This window comes from Haladaptatus litoreus, from assembly GCF_900156425.1.
In the GTDB taxonomy this organism is placed as follows: domain Archaea; phylum Halobacteriota; class Halobacteria; order Halobacteriales; family Haladaptataceae; genus Haladaptatus; species Haladaptatus litoreus.
Window position 1 is genome coordinate 244018 of record NZ_FTNO01000003.1, and the last position, 19886, is coordinate 263903.

The following is a 19886-nucleotide window of genomic DNA, read 5'->3' on the forward strand; positions in this document are numbered from 1 at the left end:
AGAAATCCAGTACCGATAGTCGATTTTCAGGGACGAAACGTTTCAGATTGAACCGTCGTCGTGACGCCATATTCGGCTTCCTCGACTGACGACGGAATCGTTCGTGTCGCGTAGCGCGAGCGCAGGCTTGCTTGGACGGCATCGCGGACGCACGCTCTCGCTGCTGCCCCGATCGATGTCCCGCTTCCAGCAAAGGTCTCCTCCTCTCCAGACGGGTCACACGCAGCGATAACCGCGTCCGTCGTCGTGCCGGGAAACCCCGTCTCGGCGAGCAAGGTCGCAGTTTTCGCTTCGACCGCAACCGACAGCAGCGTCGCGAGACTCCCGTCGTCGAGGGCGTGGGACGTTCCCAGAATAATGTTCACGGTGCCAACATTCGGGCCCTCGTCCACTGCATCAGCGAGGGACTCTGTTCCGATATTCGAGTCGATAGGAAGCGCCGCAGGATTCGAGATACCGGCAGTGACGACAGCTTCGACCGAGCCACATCGTGCCCCCCGAGCGTGTCGAAGGTCGACGCCAGTGAGGAGTGTCGGGCCGGAACGGTCGAACCGCGCCTCTGTCCGGCGTTCGTCGATGTAGGCATCCAAATCCGTTCGCTCGAACCCCTCCGGAACAGAGATGTTGTAGGCGGCGTTCGCATCAGTGAAACCACCGCTCCATCCGCTACTGAGCCATCTGGTTTCGGGGCGAGCGAGTCGAAGCACGGCATTCCGAACAGTCGTCTCAAACATCGTCGAGTACGTCCACCAGTCGGTCGTTTTCGTCCGGCAAGCGCACCGCCACTCGAATGTGTGAGTCGAGGCCACGGAACGTTGTTGCATCGCGGACGGCGACACCTTGCTTGCGGGCAGCCCGAACGATTTCATTGGGGTCGCGCCCACCTACGTCCAGCAACAGGAACGGGGCGTCTGAGGGATAGACATCGAACGAACCGGCGAGCATTTCGCGCATTCTGCTGCGTTCGTGTTGAATGCGCTCACGGGTTTCGGTGATAAACTCGGTGCGCCCCATACTGTACGTCCCAACGGCAGTAGCAGGAGTGCCGACCGTCCACGGACGACGGGCAATCTCGAGTCGATTTTTGACGGAACCTGTCGCAACCGCGAATCCGGCACGCAACCCCGGCAAACCGAACAACTTCGTCAATGAGCGAGCAACGACGACACCCGAGCGACCCGCCATCGACTCCTGTTCGGTAAAGCCAAGAAACGCTTCGTCGATGAGCAGTAGCGTTCCAACATCCCGACATCGATCCGCGTAGCGCCGGAGTTCGTCGGCGTCGTAGACATCTCCGGTCGGGTTGTTCGGATTGCAGATAATGACAAGAGCGTAGTCGGTCGGATCCGTTTCGAGAATGCTGTCGTGGGAAACGAACTCGGGAGTTGCACCTTGGAGGCGTACTTCGCGATGATACTCGCCGAAACTGGGGAACGGAACGAGTACCGAATCGTCCGCCGAAACCGACGTTTCGATGGTCAGGCGAATCGCAGCGAGACCACCGGGTGTCGGAACTACCTCCTCGGGTGTACAGCCAACGTAGTCGGCTGCCGCCGCCCGATACTCGGGGTAGTCGTCCGATGGATACGTTCCGGAGAGTTTCAGTGCGTCACGATACACGGCTTCCACACCGGGGGGAATTCGCGGGTTGATATTGGCACTGAAATCGAGCACATCCGGGTCGTCAGAACTCCCGTGGGGAACGCGTTCGACGGTGTTGATGGTGTCACGGTCCATCTGCATCACCGTGGAGCCGGTCGTACACTTCGACAACGTTGTCTCGGAGCGAATCCATATCGACAGCCGCCCGGTCAGCGAGCGCGAGCGCACCACCCATTCCAACGCCTTCTTTGCCTTCCCCTTCCACGTACCGCTGCATCGAAACGTGGTCGTTCTCGTTGAATTCCGGATCAGTGACTTCGAGGTCGAGATCAAGCCTGTCACACGCTCGGGTGAGTGTGACCGTCTCGTCGTTGGCGACGAACGATGTTGTCGCCAATCCAAGCGGGTCATCGATTCCGGCATGGCGAACGAGCGCCGCTGCCGCAAGCATTTGCGTTCCACCAGCGAGGGTTACATCAGTTCCAGATTCGAGGGCACCGACAGTGAATCCCGCCACTGTGGCGAGGACAGGGTCACCCATGCTGTTCACCGCGAAGACAGGGTCACCGGCTGCGTCTCCCCGACTGAGGTCGCTTGCGGCTAGTGCCTCCGAGACGACGTTTCGTTTGAGGCGAAGTGGGTTGTCCGGAAGCGATGACGAAACGGTGATATCCTCGTCCAATGCCGTGAGAACCCCCAAGGCAGTCGTTGTTCCACCGGGAATCGTCTCGCCGATCATGACTGAATCGTCAGGGAGTGCCGCGCCAAATCGTCGTGCTTCCTCATAGATCTCTCGTGCACGTGGAACCGGCTCGGTCTCTCGAACGTCTTCGCCTCCTCGTGCACCGACCGAAACCGTCGGCGTACTCGTCGGGCGTATCAATCCGGCATCGATGACCGTCAGCTCGAAATCGAGTTGCTCCCGAACGGCTCGCGTTATGACGGCAGGTGTCGGACAGCCGCTCGGACTGACCGGTACGATCGGTGCCCGAACCGGCCGTCCGTATTCGACGATTTCGACGTCCGCACTCGGCGTATGTGCCATTAAGTCCGGAGCTGCACCAGCGGCACTTATCCCGTCGATTTGGGCAGTACGCGTCGTTCCCGCGGCGAGAACGAATCTCATATGAATGCCTCCGCCACGGCCGCGTCGGTCTGTCGGTTCACGTTGACAGCGAGACGTGCATCGTAAGTAATATACGTGGTTTCAACATCGCCGTCGCCCACGATGTTGAGTCCGGTCGGAGCAAGTTCCCGTCCATCGTGTTCGAACGTCGTGTCGGTTCCTACTCCCAACTGCTGCTTGAGGGCGACGGGTGCACAGACCGTGAGCGAACCGCGGTCGTGTACGGAAAGGACACGGTCGAGACACTCTCCGGCGAGGAGTGGGAGGTCAGACACAACGGTGAGAATCGGTAATTCGACGCGTTCGAGTGCGTACGAGAGATCTTCGACGTACCCGTCTCCGGGCGCGGCGATAATGGATAGCGAGCGAGAGTCGAGATAACGCTGCGTTTCCGGAGTGTGCGGAGAGACGACTGCATGAACAGCATCGATTCGGCTCTCGGCGAGGGCGGTGTAGATACGGTCTACCATTGGGGTGCCGTCGATTTCGAACATCGGCTTCTCGATGGATGCGTCGAGCCGTGTTCCTTTGCCCCCACACATCAAAAGAGCGTCCACATGACCACCCCCACGTGAAGCGCAACCAATCGGGAGAGTTCGTTAGTAGCCCCGAACACGTCGCCGCTGACGCCGCCGAGCCACGACCGTGCCCACTGACCGACGACGGCAGTGGTGAGCAAACTGGTACCTATCATTGCGATACCTACCAGTGGAGACCACGAAAGAGCTAGTGTTGGAACCGAGACGACGACCGCGAGGACGAATCCTCGTGGAGTCTGGTCGATGAGTTGTGAACCCAGTCCCTCGTGTGCAGACGACCCGAACGCTGCCAATCCCGCCATTCCGAGTTTCGAGCTCACCTCTGCGGTGACTACGATGGCGACAATGGCTTCGAGCGGAAGCGCGACCAACCCGACCGCGGCAAGCGCAAGTCCAACAACGAGAAGGGCAACGGCGAGAAGGGCACCGACGCCAACGTCCGTATCTTTCATTACGGTGCGACGTTTTTCCGCCCCGTGTACCGCGGCCGCATCGCCGAGGTCGGCCAGCCCGTCGACGTGATTGATGCCTGTGACCCCATACACAGTCGCGAGGAACAATGTGGCATCGACAGGCGTAGGAAGGGGAAACAAGAGTGGAATGGCGAGAAACACACCGATAACGTATCCCGCTAAGGGAAATGCGACCGAACTGCGTCGAAACGCTTCCCACGCACTTTCGTCGTGTCCTACTGGAAGCCGACTCAAAAATCCGAGCGCACCACGAACCGCCGTCAGAACCACGCGAACACCCCCGCGATGACGTACGTGAGAAGGCTCGCCCGCCGAACGACACTCACTCCCTGTCTCACATCAGCAGCGGTCGGAAGTTGTGCGCGGGGATTGAGCGTATAAACGCCCGGCTTTTCGAAACGGGTGTCGAGTGCCGCGGCAAGGGTCGCCATCGGCCACCCGGAGTTCGGCGACGGGGGTTCGTGGGCCCACGAACGAGCATCCGAAAGAAAACCAGTTCCGAGACTGGCCACCGCGATGAATACGGCGCTGAGTCGTGCTGGAATCCACATCACCGCATCGTCGAGTCGCGCGCTCGCCCAACCGACAGGTTTCGAACGGTAGCCCAACATGGAGTCGAGCGTGTTGACTGCCTTTACCCACGTCGCCGCAGCAGCGGCCAGTGGAAGTGAAATGGGTGCACAGATGGCGAAGGCGAACAGAGACGCCACGAGGCCATCGGCCAAATTCTCAGAGAGGCTTTCAGCAACTGCGCTTCGAACTTCTCCCGGTGAGAGTGACGATGCGTCGCGCCCTGCAAGCGCTCGGACCTCCTTCCGAGCAGTCTCGATATTCGTCTCGGTCAATTCCGACACGTCGGTCGCGGTTTCGAGAAGCATCCGCATGCTCGTCGTCGTGAACAGTACGATGCCAGCGAGAACGGCCGCAACGAGGGGATGCACTACGATGGCTATCTGAACGAGGACACCGACGCCGATGGCAGCTATTGCGGGCAGCCCCAATGCGATTAGGAGGCCGATCTGTCGAGGGGCCGACCACTCGCGGTCAGTCACAGCAATAACTTTCCCGAACCAGACCACGGGATGAGCCCGCGTCGGTGGTTCCATGAAAAACCAATCTAACAAGAACGCAATCGCGACCGCGAGGACGCCATAGAGAGTCATTCGGGGCACTCCATTTCCACCGAAATGTCGCTCAGCGTGACGTCGTCGAGTAGAATCGCGGTGGCTCCCGCGTCGGTTGCTCCTCCATCCGTTTCTGGATCGTCACCGATGTGAGTGAGGTCGGAAAGTGGAACCCCGAGACGAACAGAGATTTCGCGAAACGCACGTGCATCCGGTTTCCGCCATCCACACTCGACGCTACTGACGACCGAATCGAAAACGTCCGGGTTAAGATTGGACTGAGAGAGGGTATGTTGGACGAGTCCCGGGACGCTACAGTTCGAGAGAATTCCGATTGGTTCACATTTTTTTGCGACGGTAACAGCGGCTTGTGCCCCTTCTCGTGTGCAAATCGGTGCTTTGAACGCATCAAGGAGTGCTGCTCGAACGACCGAACGTGAGACGTCTCTGTCACGACTCTCCAGTCCCGCTTTCACGTGGTCGACGAGCGAGAGTTCTGCACCCGGGGGGACATCGAGATGAGGTGTTGTATAGACATGCTTCCAGTTAGACGGGACGGAAACATCTCGCTCGGAGAGTGCAGTCGCAACAGCCCGTGCAGGGTCATCTGGCGGTGCGACTTCGACGAGCGTCCCGAAGAGGTCGAACGAAACTGCCACAACTGCACGATATGTAGACCATCTATTTGAATGCGGAGGAACTCCCGTGTCTAAAGGCGCCTCGATCGGTTGTCCCCGGCGCCGATTTGCAGAGAGTCGCCACGATGACCGTACTGCGTGGCGAGCCGAGATAATCACGGATTTTATTAGCGACGCATCGAAGCGAGTAAGGGGTGATTGGTCGTGACGTTGTATCCGGATCCGTATCCCGGACACCTTCGGGAACGTACCGGACTTGAACCACGAAAGCTCGCCCCGTATGTCGATGGATTCCTCGTGCCGCTCTGCAGTATCAGTTACGAAACGACCTACTGGGTTGAATCATTAGCTCGGGGTTCGCGACTGAGCTCGAGAGTGTGAACGTCCCGATCATAATCCAGTTGTCAGGATCTAAAGCCGAAGTGAATCGGCTCGTCGACGTGACACGGCAGGTCGAACCGTACGCGGATGCTATTATTTTTGGAACATCCAACGGCGACACAGACGTCGTTCGAGAAGTTATTGAACGCCGTGAGAAAACGGCCGCGTCAGTATCGGTTACATAACCGTTATTAGCTACTTCAGTTCAATAAACCTAGTTTTGTTGTGTGGGGCGATTGTTTTAGTTCAGTAGCTCATCGAGTAAGGCGTAGTTAATTCTCCGAATCGGAACCGACAGTCAGAGCCGGAACCACGGCTGTCCTGACGACTCGCTCGAAACGCTTCTACTGAGACTGCGTTCGATCCCCGTGCGCCCACGTGTCCCTCCGATAACCAAATCGATGTCGTTGTCGTCAATATATGCATGGGTATCGGTGCGACAGCGACAGTGAATGTGTTACGGCTTTCGCGACTTGAACCTTGATTGCCACGGCGAAGTACGACTCCGATTCAACCTTCCGAAAGTCACGATCCCGCGGTGAAAGCCATCAGATGAGGGAGGCAAAATACAAGCAGTGGTCTTTGCTATTCAGATCTGTAATCAGTGAGTCGGAGTTTTCCCTCGACTTCGTAAACATGGCCCTTATCATATAACCGTTCGATGATATCTTCGGCAGCAGGCCGCTCGAGGTCTTCTTTCTCGGCCAGAACAGCATAGGCTTGCTCGTAGGTGAATTCGCCACCGGATGGGATTGTGTCCACAAGTGCCTCAAGCGCTTCTTGTGCAAGTGGGGTGAGTGGCGACGTCTCGTTTGGACCCATTCGTACTACCAAATACGAGGACACGACAGGTAAACCCTCGGACAGAGTCCAGTCGTGACACTACCTAACTCATTATGACAAGGGGAACGAGCAAACGACGTGGAAGGATGGGTTGGTCTGGGCACAAGAACCCACATCGTCTGCTGGGTTACGCTGACTGCACATGACGCTTCGTACCCGATGGATAAAGACGTCAGCCAACCAGAGCGGAAGTGAAACTGAAGACACGGAGGATTCACGGCCTCGATGCTTCTCACCAACAACGCCGAGCAGAGAGCGCGTTTGCCAGGGCAAATATTCTTAGGTTAGTATGCTATACTAACCAGCAATGCCTAACACAATCAAGCAATCCGGCGATGGCCTCGCTCTCCAAGTCACAAAGCCGGCCCGAGCAGCTGGACTCGTTGAAGAAATCGACGACGAAACCACCCGTCTTGCAGACATCCACGTGTTTGCATTCGACGGTCTCCTTCTCGTCGTCGATATCGACCGTATCGCCGACGAAAATATCGTGGAACTTGTAACGTCGGCCGCACTCGACACTGTCTCGATTCATCGAGTCGCAAACGCCTCGGTGCAAATCGCAGGTAATGGCTATCAAGTCCAACTGCCGGGTGCTGCAGATGCTAGATTTCACGCCGGTGATCGAGCGCCCTGCACACCAGCGCCAAATCTGCTCGTGATTGCAGCGGAGGGATCCGAGCGAGTCGCGGCGGATATGGCGACGATTCGGCGTGAGCAAGTGTGAAATCGTCCGCTCTCGGTTAGTATATAGAACTAACGGGTAGACGGTTTCGGCCGGTCAATTGAATAGACAATGGTGACCGATCTCGGGAAAACACCCCCACACCGGATTTCAAATGAATTCCGCTCCAAGGGAAGGGGAGGGTTCGAAGAATAGAGAAGGTGACGTGAGCACTCAAAGAAGAGATTCACGTGATAGGACGCCTATCTTCCACAAATTCCAAACAATTGAGTTCATTTGCAGTACAACCTCTCTATTCGCATTATTATATATATTACTATAACGGTAAAGTAGTAGTAGTAGTAAGAGTGCAAGAAACTCGATTTCCAAAGGTACAACTAATCTGAAGAATGGCCGATTCTACAAACGACCTATTTATATATTGAATGCTGAACCGCCATTGCGATTGTAGACACTCGTCCTTTCCATCGTGGCCCATCGAGTAACACCGTATTTCAGATGATTTTCCTACAACAGTGCTTCTACCGTCTGTTTAGCGCAGCTTCAGATAGTCCCGTCCTTTTTTCCATAGTCGTGTACCCGCCTGAATCGTGCCTGAATTCATTTGAAATTCGGTGTGGGGGTGTCGAGTATTCTCTCTCTTGTTATACCCTACCGAGAGTTCATTTGAAATCCGGTGTGGGTGGGGGTTAGCCGACTTCCCTCACGCCATCTGTTTTCACAGGGAATTCATTTGAAGTCCGGTGTCAGACGAACGGGTGAAAATTTTTGTTCACTTCATAGGACTCCCAACAACAGCGACCTTTTTCGACACGAATCGATGCAACTGACGTGCCCGGGGAAAGAACTAAGGTGAATTCATTTGAAATCCGGTGTATGGATTCAGGCACAGCACAGATAAAAACACTCGGCGAGTATGCAGCCGAGCATGGGGCTGTTGCCCATTCTCGCTCTCAGGCTCGCGATGATCCTCTTTCCGTACTTGACGAGGATGATCCTATTTTCGCCAACGAAGATTTACTTCGTATCGACCACATCCCCGAGCATGACAAAATCGTCGGTCGAAACGATCAGATTGAAACCGTCGCTCGTAGACTTAAGCCGACAATTACGGGTGGATCTGGAAAAGGAACACTCCTTCTTGGAAAGTCTGGTTCCGGAAAGACGCTCGTCACCCGATATGTGAGTCGAGAGGTCGAAGAACGCGGTGCAGAGAATGACACCCGAATCGGTCGAGCAATTATCGACTGTGCCCAACGCCGCTCGGAAGTTCAGACTGTCATTCATCTCTCGAAAAGTCTGAACGATCCACAGCAAACAGGAATCACGATTCCACACTCGGGAATCGCGACTGGAGCATACTACGACCGCTTGTGGAGGGTCATCGACAAACTATACGATGCGATCATTGTTGTCCTCGACGAGATCGATCGGCTTGCACCGCCAGATGATGCCCGGAACGTTCCTCCTGAAGAAGCGGACGACAGCAAACTACTCATGCAGCTTTCTCGAGCTGGAGAGGAGAACGACGTTGATGCGAGCATTACTGTCGTTGGCATCAGCAACGATCTCAAATACGGTGACCGATTGGACACCCGTGTCGAGAGTTCGTTTGCTCCCGATGAAATTGTCTTCCCTGCCTATGATGCAAATCAACTGGGAGATATTCTAGATCGGCGTCGAGACGCCTATCACGAAGGCGTCCTTTCGGAGGACGTGATCCCGTTGTGTTCTGCATTTTCTGCCCAGGAGCACGGAGATGCACGACGTGCACTCGACCTCTTTCGACTCGCTGGTGAAGTCGCTCGTGATGCCGATGGCGATCAGGTTCGTGAAGAACACGTCCGAGCTGCGAACGACGATGCTGAAGTCACACGCGTACAGGATTTGATCAGGGGCTGTCCAACCCAGGCAAAGATCGCGATTGCTGCGCTTGCCGCCATGGATGAATTCACCAACCAATCCCATTTCAAGGCCACTGAGATGTACCAAGTCTACCGTGTATTTGCAGAGTCGATTGGCACGAACGTCCTTGGTCAGAAACGTATCACCGACCAACTCCGTGAGTATGAAACGTTAAAAATTATCGACATGACCCGAACGAGTGATGGATACCGTGAAGGAACGTATCTAGAGCTTTCTCTACTGGATGAAGCAAGCCTTCTGCTTCAGTCGATTGGACTTGATGATCAGTGCTCTCGAATCCCGATTGACACCCAAATGCGCCAGCAGATTGTTGGCCTCGTGGGACGCTAACTTTTTGTCCGTCACTACTGCTTTCAGGTACTTTTTAGTCACACAATTTTCAGCTACAATGCATCGTTACAGCTTCGAATCTCACTAGAAGAAAATCAACACTCAGGACGAGGAGCAGTCTGATACCGTTCAATCGCGTTGGACTTCTCTACGCGAGCATAACCGTCTGCAACGTTTCTTCGGCCCGCAGTAACCCGTGTTCGTCGAGAAACGCTTGCCCTCATCATTGAGTCTGTAGAATTTGTATGGGAGATCATTCTGCCGTTGTTCGTCAGGGAGAAACACCTCCTCTACGATCCCCACATTGACGAGTTGCTGAAGGTGCTGGCGGATCGTCGTCTAGCTCTTGCTTGGATTCACGTAGTCTAGTTCTTTCAACGTTGGAAGCTGTGATGGGTGTCCGAGGACGACCTTTTAAGCTGTGCCGAAACACTTCCCTAATGATCTGCTAATTCTCCTCTCTGGAATTGATTCTGATCGCAAGCGCAATGTGAGTTAGCGAGCCACTCGATTGCAGACGAATTCTCGTCGTCGTTCGAGTTCATTCAGGACACAAAGAATTTGTCTGACATACTTTTATCCCATCTTAGAAGGCATAACTAGAGTAGAGAAGTATGACGACTAAGATCGCTGTGAGTAATCAAAAAGGCGGCGCTGGAAAAACGACGACGTCGATTAACGTCGCAGGAGCGCTCAACCAACTAGGATACAACGTTCTCTTGATCGATCTGGACCCACAGGGACATGCGACCGAAGGGGTCGGCTTAGAAGATGAATACGATGAAGACGTCATAAACTTCTATGATGTCTTACCTGATTTAGACGTCATAGACGAAACCGCACAACTCATTTACGAGCACTCCGAGATGGATGTCATCCCCAGCCATCAGAATATGATTAACATTGAAGATGCGCTGGCTGGCGTACCAAATCGTGAAAACCGCCTTAGTATGGCGCTTGACAACCTCGACGAGTACGAGTATATCGTCATCGACTGTCCACCAAACTTGGGCGTCTTGACCGACAATGCGCTTCTCGCATGCGAAAATGTACTCATCCCGGCACAGGCGAAGACGACGAGCATCCGTGCGCTTGAATTGTTGTTCAAACAGATCAACGCCCTCGAAGCCGCTTTTGGTACGGAGATCCAAGAAGTGGGGCTTGTCGCGAACGAAGTTGGGACAGACAACGAAGCAGACGAGATGATGGAGTGGTTCGAAGAAGTATTCGAGGAAAGAGCACCTGTGTGGGAGATACGAAAGCGAGTTGCACTACAGCGCGCGTGGAACACAGGGGTCTCGATTTTTGAACACGAAGAAGACTGCGACATGGAAAAGGTCTACCTGCAAATCGCTGAGTCGTTGGAGGGAATCGATGGCGAGAGATAAGACGAAGAACCGTGATCCATTCGGAAGTCGATATTCTCAGAACGAAGAGCCATCTGAGACAGAAACTCAAGATACTCCGTCTAAGACAGGTAAATCGGACAATTTCTCTGAGACTGGTAAGACTGACACTCCGTCTAAGACTTCTAAGAAAGATAATCCAGAACAGACAGAGGAAAAAAAGAAGTCGTCTGTAAAGGATCGACCGTCAGTGCTGATGTATCTCCCCGAAGAGCAGCACACGGAGTTGGATATCCGATTTGATGAAATCAACGCGAGATACAAACGTGAACATGGTGAGCCACTTCAGAAAAATCGCGACTACTACCCGATTCTCATAGAACTCGCGATGGAGAAGACCCAGGAGATGGACGAAGATGAATTGCTTAGTCGTCTGAATCAGTCCTAACTCTCTTAGAGAGATTCTCTACTTGAGAGTTCATAGATTATTCAACCTATCGCGATAGAGAAGCCCTTCAATATTTCTAAGATAGTTATGACCGTAGAGACAGATTAGATCAAGCCTAGTAAGTGGAAGTAACCGGGAACAACGTTCTCTACACTGCACGGATGGATGTGTTCATAGCTGTCTAAGACGGATATGTTAGGAAAGCTGTCTGAACTACTGCCTCATGATTTCCAGTGGGTGAGTATTGATCTCAACATGGAATCCCGAGAGATCATCGCTATCATATCTATCTAAACTATCTAAGATATTGTGTTTCCTAATGCTAATCTGCCGCAACCGACTAATTTCTGTTAGTATTATATGCTAACCCCAATCGCAAAGCTGAGCGGAGATAGAATCGTTGAACACCACTGGCCTACCGGGTGACGTCGATCCGGCTGTCCCCCGCTGGATCCATACGCGAACTGTTCACCCTATCAAGTGAAAAAGCGACTCGTGGACGAGAAAAACAAAAAGAACTCGTGGCGTGTAGTGACGGCCGCCCGACGATGGGGACGAGTTCGCTACACGCCGGAAAGACGGTTCGGGCATCTTCTGGACGTGGATGGATCTAAAGGAAGCGATCACTGCCATCGATGGCGAGAAACCGCACGGGACGACGCTTACTCGTGTGTGGGACGCGCTCGTCGAACTCGGTGGGTCGGATGTGACGATCAAAGAGCGCCGCGTGAGTCAGCAACAGGAGAAAATCAAGATCGTGGCGATGGACGTGACCACAGCGAATGGACTGAACGAGATGCGATATCACGAGTGTCTCCACCTTCTCGTAGAAGATGGTTGAGAACCGTCGTCTTACCGGCTCCGAGCCCACCACTAAGAATCGTGACTGGAATACGCTGGTTCTGCATGCGTACTAGTTGTGAATTTGAATAGCGATAATATTAATGTTTATATTTTCCATATACAAAAATAATATTATTAAGTGATAGAGAGGAGTAGCTCAGAATCTGTACCACTAAATCAGGAATAGAGAGCGGACAGAACGAATATAGAAAGTCGGGGCTAGTAATTCATGGTCAAATTTTAATATGCTGTCCAACCTTGTTCGACAACAATAACCTATCAGAAGGTGCATTATACAGATGTCGAGCAAGTCGGTGACGCGATGCATTTCTTGCGCGAACCGCTCGAAACGGATCAAGTAGGTGTGACCATCGCACGGTGTAAACCGGGATGGATTGGCCGAAAACACGACCACAGCGAGAACGGTCACGAAGAAGTGTACGTGCTTTTCGAAGGACAAGCGGACGTCGAAGTCGATGGTGAGATGGTTTCGATGGAAGCGGGTGACGCTATTCGTATTTCCGCCGACGCGACTCGTCAGATACGTAACGGTGAGACAGAAAGTGCGTTCGTCCTCGTGAGTGCCCCCGAGTTCGACGCGAACGACGAGTGGGAAATGACAGGCTTCGTTGGCTAATTGTCGCGTAGTCGATAGATAAGCGACGCTCGGGACGACCAGTCGTCTGTTACCCATCTCGACAAGGTATTGTCCGGTGAACCAGAAATCCGATCACAGTTGCGAATAGAAAAATCGTAATCCCGCCGACTGTTACAAGTTTGTGAGCTGGAGTAGCGTGTTGAACAATGCCACCAACGATAGGTTCGGTCAGGAGAAATACGTCCGAAACACCTGTAACACGTAGGGTATCCAGAGGATGAGTTTTAGACAGCCGACGAACGCCAGTCTAATTAAATAGTCACTCAACCGATCGAGCTCATATTAGGCCAGCGAACGTACGATAAACAGCGCAGCAGTCGGGTTATCAGTGGTTGCTGTTACCATCGAACCGCGCTTTCGTTTGCTCCGACAAATGTGTCGAGAGAACGACGCTGATGCCGTCGTCATGAATCTCTCGAACGCGGTCGGCGACCAGTGTGATCGTTCAGGGTCGAGACCAGCAAGTGGTTCGTCTAAAACCACGACACTGGGATTCAGGACGAGGACGCCAGCCAGTCCAACGAGCCGTTTTTCACCGCCACTGAGGTAATGCGGGATCCGCTCTTCGAGATGGGTCGCATTGACCATCGCAAGTGCCTTGCGAGCGCGGTCTTTCGCTTCGTCAGTTGGCACTCCGTAGTTCCGTAGGCCAAACATTACGTCGTCTAGAACTGTCGGCGCGACAAGCTGCGTGTCTGCGTCTTGAAAAACGAAGCCGACTTCTTTCCGGGCGTGAGCTTTGTTGTCCTCGCTAATTAGCGTCCCGCCAACGATGAGTTCGCCCTCGTCTGGAACCAACGTCGCGTTCAAATGTTCGAGCAACGTTGATTTCCCTGCACCGTTTCCACCGACGAGTGCAACCACTTCGTTTGGAAAAACTTCGAATTCTACGTCGTGCATTCCGACTGGCCCATCTGGATAGGTGTGTGCTTCACATCGAAGTTCGATGATTGGTGTTCGCTCCAAGCAAACCAACCGCGCCGTGGCCGAGTGCAGCTGAGAAGATGTTTACAACGAGTGCTCCGAGTAGTGGGCCAGCCAGAATACCAACAAGCCCGGTGAGATTCATATGAACGCCACCCCAGACCGGGATATTCAGCTGAAAGATGGCGAAACTTGCAGTCGCACCGATGCCTGCGAGCGCTATTTGACGAGTCTTGATACCACCTTTTCTAACGCGGTAGACAACGGCACCAATCAAGGCAGCGCCGACTATCGTCCAGAGAACAAGGGCCCAGATGGGGAATGAACCCTCTCCAAGGTGAATATGTGCTATGTCTGGTTAACAATCTAGAACATAAATATAATAATATTGCCGTCTGTGATATTTGTCGATAACAAGGAGTATCGCGTACTAGCTTTAAGTTAATAACTCCAAACAAATGAATTCCAACCATTGACTATTCTTTCGCCGCATCCATCGGCACTTCGGTTCCAACCGAACGTATCGTATCAATTGGAATCAATATCTGACTGATGGTGACACTCTCATCAACCGCACGAACCGTTTCCACGAATTGTGAAACGACCTCTGATTGTGCTTCGAGCACGAACGTTTCAACGCAACCCGCGTTGCCGGTTAGATAATTGTGCGAATTCGACCGGATTTCTGTTTCGAATTCATGTCGGATTTCCATCATCAGTCGTTCGATCTCGGGTTCGTCGTAGCCGAATACCGCAGTTACCGTTCCAGTTACATTACGTCCCGCAAAGTCAATCGACTGGGATTCCTTGAGTAAGGACTGACAGGCTTCCCGAATAAGTTCACTACGTCCATCGTATCCATACTCCGTAACAAACTAATCCAACTCATCACGAAGAGGCTCTGACATGGCAGTGGTGACGATTGGCATATATTAAAATACGCCCCCCATAATAATAGTTACTGCGGTGACAGAGTGGATCTTTTATTAATAGTCGGTGTGTTGCCATGTGTGGGTGTCGAAGGGAGGGTTTACCCACTATTCAAAGAATGTGAATTGGTATTATTAGGGAGCGAGAGGGCTAAATCCGTCAACAGGCATAACCGAGTAGTCTACATTGAGCGTGTCCTTCGTGGCACGGATTTTCCCGACAAAGGTTGAAATATCTTCCAGCGAACCCTCGAGTACGAACAGTTCCATGCAGTAATGCGAACCAACGTGACTGTGGAAATTCGACGCAACGAGGTTTTCGTGCTCGTGTCGAAGGTGCATCATCTTCTCCTCAACGCTCGTCGTTTCGTAATCGAACGTTACGGTGACGATTCCCATCAGCTCACGGTCTTCAAGCCGTTTGTCCTCGAATTCACCGAGCAAATTGCGGGCTGCTTCTCGGAGTACTTCACTTCGGCCAGTATATCCATGGTCGTCTGCAAACTCATCAATCCGATTGAGGAGTTCTTCTGGCATCGAAACACTTGCAACGGTCATATAATAATCAAGGGTGTAAAACTTGTTAAAGCTCCCGTCATCATCTCGACACACTCCGACTATATTGTTAATTACTCATAGTATATAATGAATCAATAATAATAATAAATGGTGGTGAAATGCCTGCTGGCACTATATATTTGACTTTATAATTATTCATTCAACAAGGTCGTTATCGGCTACTCTAATAATCCCTCATGACGCAGTCGGTTCTTCTTTGAACCAATCTCTTCGCCATTCATATCAGATCCTAACTAATTTGAAAAAATCTAAATTGCTAATTTCTGCATCTTCTGGCTATCGGCTTTGGTATAGCGTCATTCAATATATCGATTTCGAAACGTTCGAATTTGGTGATTACGGCCTTTAATGCGGTGTTCTACACTGGAAGTGGTGGTGTGTGATATACTTAATCCATAAGCAGAAGTGGATGTCCCACGGTACCCTCGAATCAATCTATGCACAATCCGTGGTGCATATCACAGATTGAGATTACAGAACCAGCAACTGCTACGATGACACCATTGAGGTCTCCAATATTGCGGTGAATATCCTGTGTTCTGCCTTCCGCAAGTGTTGGTGGAACGTCGGCGAGGAGATGCTAAGTGAGTCAGCTATGTCCTCGCCAGTGGCCGTCCGAGGCCACTCGAAGAATCCGGCGTGGTACGCGGCTTCGAGTACCGTCTGTTGGCGGTCTGTGAGGTTCTTACGTACTAACTGTTGTAAGCGTGGTACCGCGTCATCGGTCCGGGTGATCTGCCGCTGAGAGCGTAATTCGGCACCTGGATACCTCTCTAGGACAGTATCAGTCATCGCACGGGCGTCGCCACTCGGTGCTAAGTGGAGACGCAGATCGAGATTTCCGTTCTCGATCCGCGCCATATCCACGTATCCACCTTGCGAGGCTACCGTCGAGAGAACAGGCGGGTCAGTAAGCAGCAACTCGAAGTGAACGATGTCGTTCTCATCGTCAAGTACCGTTATCGAATCCCAGTGAGACAGTTGATCAATCAATGCCTCAAGCGCCGCTTGACCATCATTGGTCGTGGTACCATATACGAGGTATGTTGCATCACCAGTTGGAACCGCTCTGTCAAGCGTAATTCGGCTGTTAGTCGTCGCATCAGCGTCGAGCGCCTCAAAGACATTCAAAAGTTGGAACTCGAGTTCGATGACTTCGTCACTCATTAGGGCACGTTTGCGTTCGACGCTCGCGATTGCGTGACCGACGATATCACCGAGTCGCCCGATTACCTCTAACTCCCCGGTTGTGAATGCGTTCGGTCGGGTGGAGTAAACATTGAGCACCCCGTACAATGACTTCTCATACTGGATTGGAATTGCCGCAGACGACCGAAACCCATACTCTCGAGCGGAATCACGCCAGGGTTCGTAGCTGGCGTCACCAAGCACATCTTGGGCCGTCTGGATGTCGCGCTGTAAGATGGCGCGGCCTGTCGGCCCGTTACTGCGCTCATCGGCAGGGTCGACAGAAATCGTGATATCATCGAGATAGCCTTCAACACCTGCTTCAGTCCGCAAGTTCACCGTCTCCGTGTGATCGTCGACGTCACCGATCCAGGCGAAGTCATATGAGTCCACAGCGGCGAGCTGTTCGCAGACAATTGTCTCGATCTCTTTGCGCGTGGATTGCTCGATCGCGGCGTCGGTAATGTCTCGGACGACTTTATTGAGATTATTTAACGCAGCAAGCTGCTCGCGTTGACGGCGCAGTTGCTGTTTATCGTTACGCCGAGCAATCGCTTCTGCAAGAATATTCGCAACGGACTGGACGAAGTTCACGTCATGATCGGAAAACTCCTGAGGCGCTGTGTCGTGCGTGCCGAAGATGCCCCAAGGATCATCGACTGGGCCGATAATCGTACTAATGCCACTCCGAACGTCATGGTTTGTGAGTCGTTCTGGTCCACTGAATCGGGACTCTGTTTCAAAGTCGGACACTACAACTGCTTGACTCGTTTGTAATATGTAGGCCGCCTGTGAGTCATCTGCCACTGCTGAGATAGTGGCCGACCCGACGAGTCCATTGTTCCAGCCGACGCCCTGGCGGAGTCGCAGTTCATTGGTCTCTGTATCAAGCTCGAGTATCTTGGCGTAGTCGTTGTTGAGTGTGTCAGCCACCTGTTCGGCGGCGTCAGCAAGCAGCATATCGATATCGCGATCCTCTAGCGCACGTTTCCCGAGTTCGGTTACGACCCGTTGTTGCTGGATTTGTCTTTCGAGTTCGCGTTCTCGCTCAACCCGATCAGACATATCCCACACTACGCCGGCAGAGCCGCGAATCCCCCCGTCTTCGTCGGTCAGCAGTGAAATTCGGTTCTCAGCCGGGATTCGTTCTCCATTCTTTGTCACTAACTCATATTCGAGAGTTGTCGTCCCATTTGCGCCATCCGCAAAGAGGTCGGCTATCTTTGATTCCGCCTCTGTGATTGTCCTTTTGTCGAGACCTATTGAAACGTGTTGACCGAGCAATTCCTCTTTCTCATAGCCTGTCCGTTCGACCAGTGGCTCGTTGACGAACGTAACCCGGCCTTGAGCATCGAGTTCGTAGACTGGTTCACCTACTGCATCGATGATCTTTGCATAGCGTTCGAGCTCACGCTCGCGCTTCTTGCGTTCGGTGACGTCACGGACGACTCCTACGCGACCAATCTCACCGCTTTCATGTTTGAAGAGCGTAAACCGGTTTGCAACCGTAAGTGACGACCCACTGGCCGTAGATATGTCCTCCTCGAAGTTTGAAACAGGCGAATTGCCCAACTCTGATTCTGTTTGTCGTGCCTCTTCAATCTCGAGGAGGTCATCGCCAAACACGACTTCTGCATGTGCACCAATGAGTTCGTCATGTCCGTACTCCGTCATTGATGTGAAGCCGCTGTTTACCATCGTGAATCGATGATCACTGTCGAGGACGTAGATTCCGTCATCGATAGTTTCGACGACGCGCTCATACTGTTCGAGTTGTTGGGTCTGCTCTTTGCGCTCAGTTACGTCCTCGAAGTAGACAGAAAGTCCTCTTTCTGTGGGATAGAGATGAAATTCAAACCACGTTTCAAGTGGCTCATAGAATACCTCTTCTGCGGTTGGCTTTTCTGTTTCAAGGGCGTCAGTGATCGCCGCTTCGATTTCTGGATCAGGCTCAAATGCATCAGTTATGTGCCTGCCAACTAACTCATCGGGAAGTCTCTTGAGAAGATCACCAGCACGATCATTGACGTAGGTGAATCGGAGATTTTCGTCGAGCGCAACAAATCCATCATCCATTCGTTCGACAACATCCTCCAGATCACGCTCCCGAAGTTCCAATTCAGTCATCTTCTGGGCCGTGATATCAGTGATAATTCCCTCCAGCATCGTTGAAGAGTCAGACGTATCGGAAAGAATGTGGCCTCGCTCTCGAACCCAGCGAGTATTGTCATCCGCAGTTTGGATCCGGTACTGGATGGTAAATTTGCCATTCCGATTGAGACCGGAGTGAACAGCTTCCCAGACTTGGCCACGATCGTCGGGATGAACAACGTCATCTCCCCAGCTAACTGTGCCGGACTCAATTGCGTCGACGTCATACCCAGTTATGTCAGTGCAGGCACTGCTGACGAACTCCATTGGCCACTTCGGTTCGTTCCGACAGCGATAGACCATTCCTGGAAGGTTGTGGATGAGTGTCGAATACCTCTGGTTACTCCCTTCACTAACTTGTTCCGTCTGTTTGCGGTCGGTGATATCGTAGTAGAGATCGATATGACCTCCAGTGTACACTCCTGTCTCAATTGGTTTGGTGTGGTATTCGAGCCATCGCTCCTCACGGTCTTCACCAGCCGTTACATGGCATTTGAACTGCTCAGTTGATGGAGGCTCGGCGGTGACCGACTGCACTCTGTTTGTGAACGATTCCGAGTCGACAATGGCTGTAGTAAGATGAGTGTTGAGGAGCGTCTGTTTGTCTTGACCCACGATCTGGTCATGGTCGAGCTCGAAATACTGTTCTGCTGTATCATTGATCCACTTTACTTGCCAATCTGAGTCGAAGACGAACACGCTGGCGTCAGCATCGTCGATGAGAGACTTTGCTGCAGCTTGCCAGCCGGGGGTCTCTGTATCGGTGTTTGTTTGCGGTTGCCACCAGACACGTGCGCTAGCGCCGACTTTCTTTGTTTCGAGCCGGTTGTGCTCGACGAGGCGTTTCAGCCGACTGTAGGTACTTCGTTGTCCAAGGTTAAGTTGGTCTGCCACCTCGTTTGTCGTTTGAGGCGGTCCCCCGCCGTTGAAGAGTGCGAGTGTTTCACGAAGTGCGGTAGTTAGTGATGCTGGTGGCATTATCCTCTATCATCGGTCGATGGTTATCAACTCTCTGCCGGAAGAGTCATTCGTGGTAGTTGTTACCGAATGACCCTGAATCGATCCTTATTCTGGATAGTGGAACAAACAATCTTTAATTCAGACGAACTGGTATGATTTGTAGAAATGAACCTTATCACTTTGGGAAAATTCT

17 protein-coding genes and 4 pseudogenes are annotated in these 19886 nt (G+C 52.6%); 6 read left to right on the top strand and 15 right to left on the bottom strand.

Annotated elements, in window-relative coordinates; genetic code table 11:
* Nucleotides 1-26 precede the first annotated feature (26 nt).
* From BW974_RS15525 to BW974_RS15560, 8 genes are all read right to left on the bottom strand, one after another.
* The gene (locus BW974_RS15525; protein WP_076431166.1) at nt 27-734 is read right to left on the bottom strand and encodes an adenosylcobinamide amidohydrolase; all 708 of its coding nucleotides are present in this window, start codon (nt 732-734) and stop codon (nt 27-29) included.
* Nucleotides 727-1737, bottom strand: coding sequence for a threonine-phosphate decarboxylase CobD (gene cobD / locus BW974_RS15530; protein ID WP_076431322.1), 1011 nt, complete (start codon nt 1735-1737; stop codon nt 727-729). Before cobD ends, BW974_RS15525 begins: the two co-directional genes overlap by 8 nt.
* Entirely contained in the window at nt 1727-2728 is a 1002-nt protein-coding gene (gene cobT, locus BW974_RS15535) for a nicotinate mononucleotide-dependent phosphoribosyltransferase CobT (RefSeq protein WP_076431167.1), read from the bottom strand. The genes cobD and cobT overlap by 11 nt, the downstream gene beginning before the upstream one ends.
* A complete protein-coding gene (locus BW974_RS15540) occupies nt 2725-3270 on the bottom strand; it encodes an NTP transferase domain-containing protein (protein ID WP_076431168.1) in 546 nt (181 codons plus the stop codon). The genes cobT and BW974_RS15540 overlap by 4 nt, the downstream gene beginning before the upstream one ends.
* Nucleotides 3270-4010 carry an adenosylcobinamide-GDP ribazoletransferase gene (gene cobS / locus BW974_RS15545; RefSeq protein ID WP_076431169.1) on the bottom strand — a complete coding sequence of 247 codons (741 nt, stop codon included), beginning with the start codon at nt 4008-4010 and terminating at the stop codon, nt 3270-3272. The genes BW974_RS15540 and cobS overlap by 1 nt, the downstream gene beginning before the upstream one ends.
* Nucleotides 4001-4903, bottom strand: coding sequence for an adenosylcobinamide-phosphate synthase CbiB (cbiB, locus tag BW974_RS15550; protein WP_076431170.1), 903 nt, complete (start codon nt 4901-4903; stop codon nt 4001-4003). The genes cobS and cbiB overlap by 10 nt, the downstream gene beginning before the upstream one ends.
* The gene (locus BW974_RS15555) at nt 4900-5523 is read right to left on the bottom strand and encodes an HAD family hydrolase (protein WP_076431171.1); all 624 of its coding nucleotides are present in this window, start codon (nt 5521-5523) and stop codon (nt 4900-4902) included. Before BW974_RS15555 ends, cbiB begins: the two co-directional genes overlap by 4 nt.
* Before the next feature lie 945 nt (nt 5524-6468).
* Nucleotides 6469-6705, bottom strand: coding sequence for a hypothetical protein (locus BW974_RS15560; RefSeq protein WP_076431172.1), 237 nt, complete (start codon nt 6703-6705; stop codon nt 6469-6471).
* A gap of 328 nt (nt 6706-7033) precedes the next feature.
* Here BW974_RS15560 and BW974_RS15565 point away from each other — a divergent pair, with 328 nt between their 5' ends.
* Together BW974_RS15565 and BW974_RS15570 are read left to right on the top strand one after the other, a co-directional pair.
* Nucleotides 7034-7453, top strand: coding sequence for a hypothetical protein (locus BW974_RS15565; RefSeq protein ID WP_076431173.1), 420 nt, complete (start codon nt 7034-7036; stop codon nt 7451-7453).
* A gap of 834 nt (nt 7454-8287) precedes the next feature.
* Complete coding sequence (locus BW974_RS15570) at nt 8288-9667, top strand: Cdc6/Cdc18 family protein (protein ID WP_076431174.1); 1380 nt, start codon at nt 8288-8290, stop codon at nt 9665-9667.
* A gap of 95 nt (nt 9668-9762) precedes the next feature.
* On the opposite strand, the pseudogene BW974_RS27185 reads toward BW974_RS15570, so the two are convergent.
* Nucleotides 9763-10075, bottom strand: a pseudogene (locus BW974_RS27185) (transcriptional regulator); the annotation flags it as partial.
* Between the two features lie 206 nt (nt 10076-10281).
* Here BW974_RS27185 and BW974_RS15580 point away from each other — a divergent pair.
* The 3 genes from BW974_RS15580 (at nt 10282) to BW974_RS26555 (ending at nt 12302) form a co-directional block, all read left to right on the top strand.
* On the top strand, nt 10282-11055 hold the full coding sequence (locus BW974_RS15580; RefSeq protein ID WP_076431175.1) for a ParA family protein: 774 nt from the start codon (nt 10282-10284) through the stop codon (nt 11053-11055).
* Nucleotides 11042-11461, top strand: a complete 420-nt coding sequence (locus BW974_RS26550) for a DUF8160 family protein (RefSeq protein ID WP_076431176.1) — start codon at nt 11042-11044, stop codon at nt 11459-11461. Before BW974_RS15580 ends, BW974_RS26550 begins: the two co-directional genes overlap by 14 nt.
* Before the next feature lie 604 nt (nt 11462-12065).
* Nucleotides 12066-12302 carry a hypothetical protein gene (locus BW974_RS26555; protein ID WP_245800163.1) on the top strand — a complete coding sequence of 79 codons (237 nt, stop codon included), beginning with the start codon at nt 12066-12068 and terminating at the stop codon, nt 12300-12302.
* On the opposite strand, the pseudogene BW974_RS24745 reads toward BW974_RS26555, so the two are convergent.
* A pseudogene (locus BW974_RS24745) lies at nt 12259-12369 on the bottom strand (GTP-binding protein); the annotation flags it as partial. The gene BW974_RS26555 and the pseudogene BW974_RS24745 sit on opposite strands and share 44 nt — an antisense overlap.
* A gap of 206 nt (nt 12370-12575) precedes the next feature.
* Between BW974_RS24745 and BW974_RS15600 the strand changes: the two are divergent.
* Nucleotides 12576-12941: a cupin domain-containing protein gene (locus tag BW974_RS15600; protein WP_076431177.1), complete on the top strand. Its 366-nt coding sequence runs from the start codon at nt 12576-12578 to the stop codon at nt 12939-12941.
* 394 nt (nt 12942-13335) lie between these two features.
* On the opposite strand, the pseudogene BW974_RS24260 reads toward BW974_RS15600, so the two are convergent.
* From BW974_RS24260 to BW974_RS15625, 5 genes and pseudogenes are all read right to left on the bottom strand, one after another.
* Nucleotides 13336-13862 (bottom strand): annotated as a pseudogene (locus tag BW974_RS24260) (energy-coupling factor ABC transporter ATP-binding protein); the annotation flags it as partial.
* Between the two features lie 52 nt (nt 13863-13914).
* Nucleotides 13915-14238 (bottom strand): annotated as a pseudogene (locus BW974_RS15610) (energy-coupling factor ABC transporter permease); the annotation flags it as partial.
* 124 nt (nt 14239-14362) lie between these two features.
* Entirely contained in the window at nt 14363-14722 is a 360-nt protein-coding gene (locus BW974_RS27190; RefSeq protein ID WP_217694350.1) for a CopG family ribbon-helix-helix protein, read from the bottom strand.
* A gap of 228 nt (nt 14723-14950) precedes the next feature.
* Nucleotides 14951-15373, bottom strand: a complete 423-nt coding sequence (locus tag BW974_RS15620; protein WP_076431178.1) for a CopG family ribbon-helix-helix protein — start codon at nt 15371-15373, stop codon at nt 14951-14953.
* A 510-nt stretch (nt 15374-15883) separates the two neighbouring features.
* On the bottom strand, nt 15884-19711 hold the full coding sequence (locus tag BW974_RS15625) for a PAS domain S-box protein (protein ID WP_076431179.1): 3828 nt from the start codon (nt 19709-19711) through the stop codon (nt 15884-15886).
* Between the last annotated feature and the right edge of the window lie 175 nt (nt 19712-19886).

Coding starts and splice junctions, on each gene's coding strand:
- BW974_RS15625 (WP_076431179.1), bottom strand. CDS start 19,711: ATGCCACCAGCATCACTAACTACCGCACTTCGTGAAACACTCGCACTC.
- cbiB (WP_076431170.1), bottom strand. CDS start 4,903: ATGACTCTCTATGGCGTCCTCGCGGTCGCGATTGCGTTCTTGTTAGAT.
- BW974_RS15570 (WP_076431174.1), top strand. CDS start 8,288: ATGGATTCAGGCACAGCACAGATAAAAACACTCGGCGAGTATGCAGCC.
- cobT (WP_076431167.1), bottom strand. CDS start 2,728: ATGAGATTCGTTCTCGCCGCGGGAACGACGCGTACTGCCCAAATCGAC.
- BW974_RS15620 (WP_076431178.1), bottom strand. CDS start 15,373: ATGACCGTTGCAAGTGTTTCGATGCCAGAAGAACTCCTCAATCGGATT.
- BW974_RS26555 (WP_245800163.1), top strand. CDS start 12,066: ATGGATCTAAAGGAAGCGATCACTGCCATCGATGGCGAGAAACCGCAC.
- BW974_RS15565 (WP_076431173.1), top strand. CDS start 7,034: ATGCCTAACACAATCAAGCAATCCGGCGATGGCCTCGCTCTCCAAGTC.
- cobD (WP_076431322.1), bottom strand. CDS start 1,737: ATGGACCGTGACACCATCAACACCGTCGAACGCGTTCCCCACGGGAGT.
- BW974_RS15580 (WP_076431175.1), top strand. CDS start 10,282: ATGACGACTAAGATCGCTGTGAGTAATCAAAAAGGCGGCGCTGGAAAA.
- BW974_RS15525 (WP_076431166.1), bottom strand. CDS start 734: ATGTTTGAGACGACTGTTCGGAATGCCGTGCTTCGACTCGCTCGCCCC.
- BW974_RS26550 (WP_076431176.1), top strand. CDS start 11,042: ATGGCGAGAGATAAGACGAAGAACCGTGATCCATTCGGAAGTCGATAT.
- BW974_RS15560 (WP_076431172.1), bottom strand. CDS start 6,705: ATGGGTCCAAACGAGACGTCGCCACTCACCCCACTTGCACAAGAAGCG.
- BW974_RS15540 (WP_076431168.1), bottom strand. CDS start 3,270: ATGTGTGGGGGCAAAGGAACACGGCTCGACGCATCCATCGAGAAGCCG.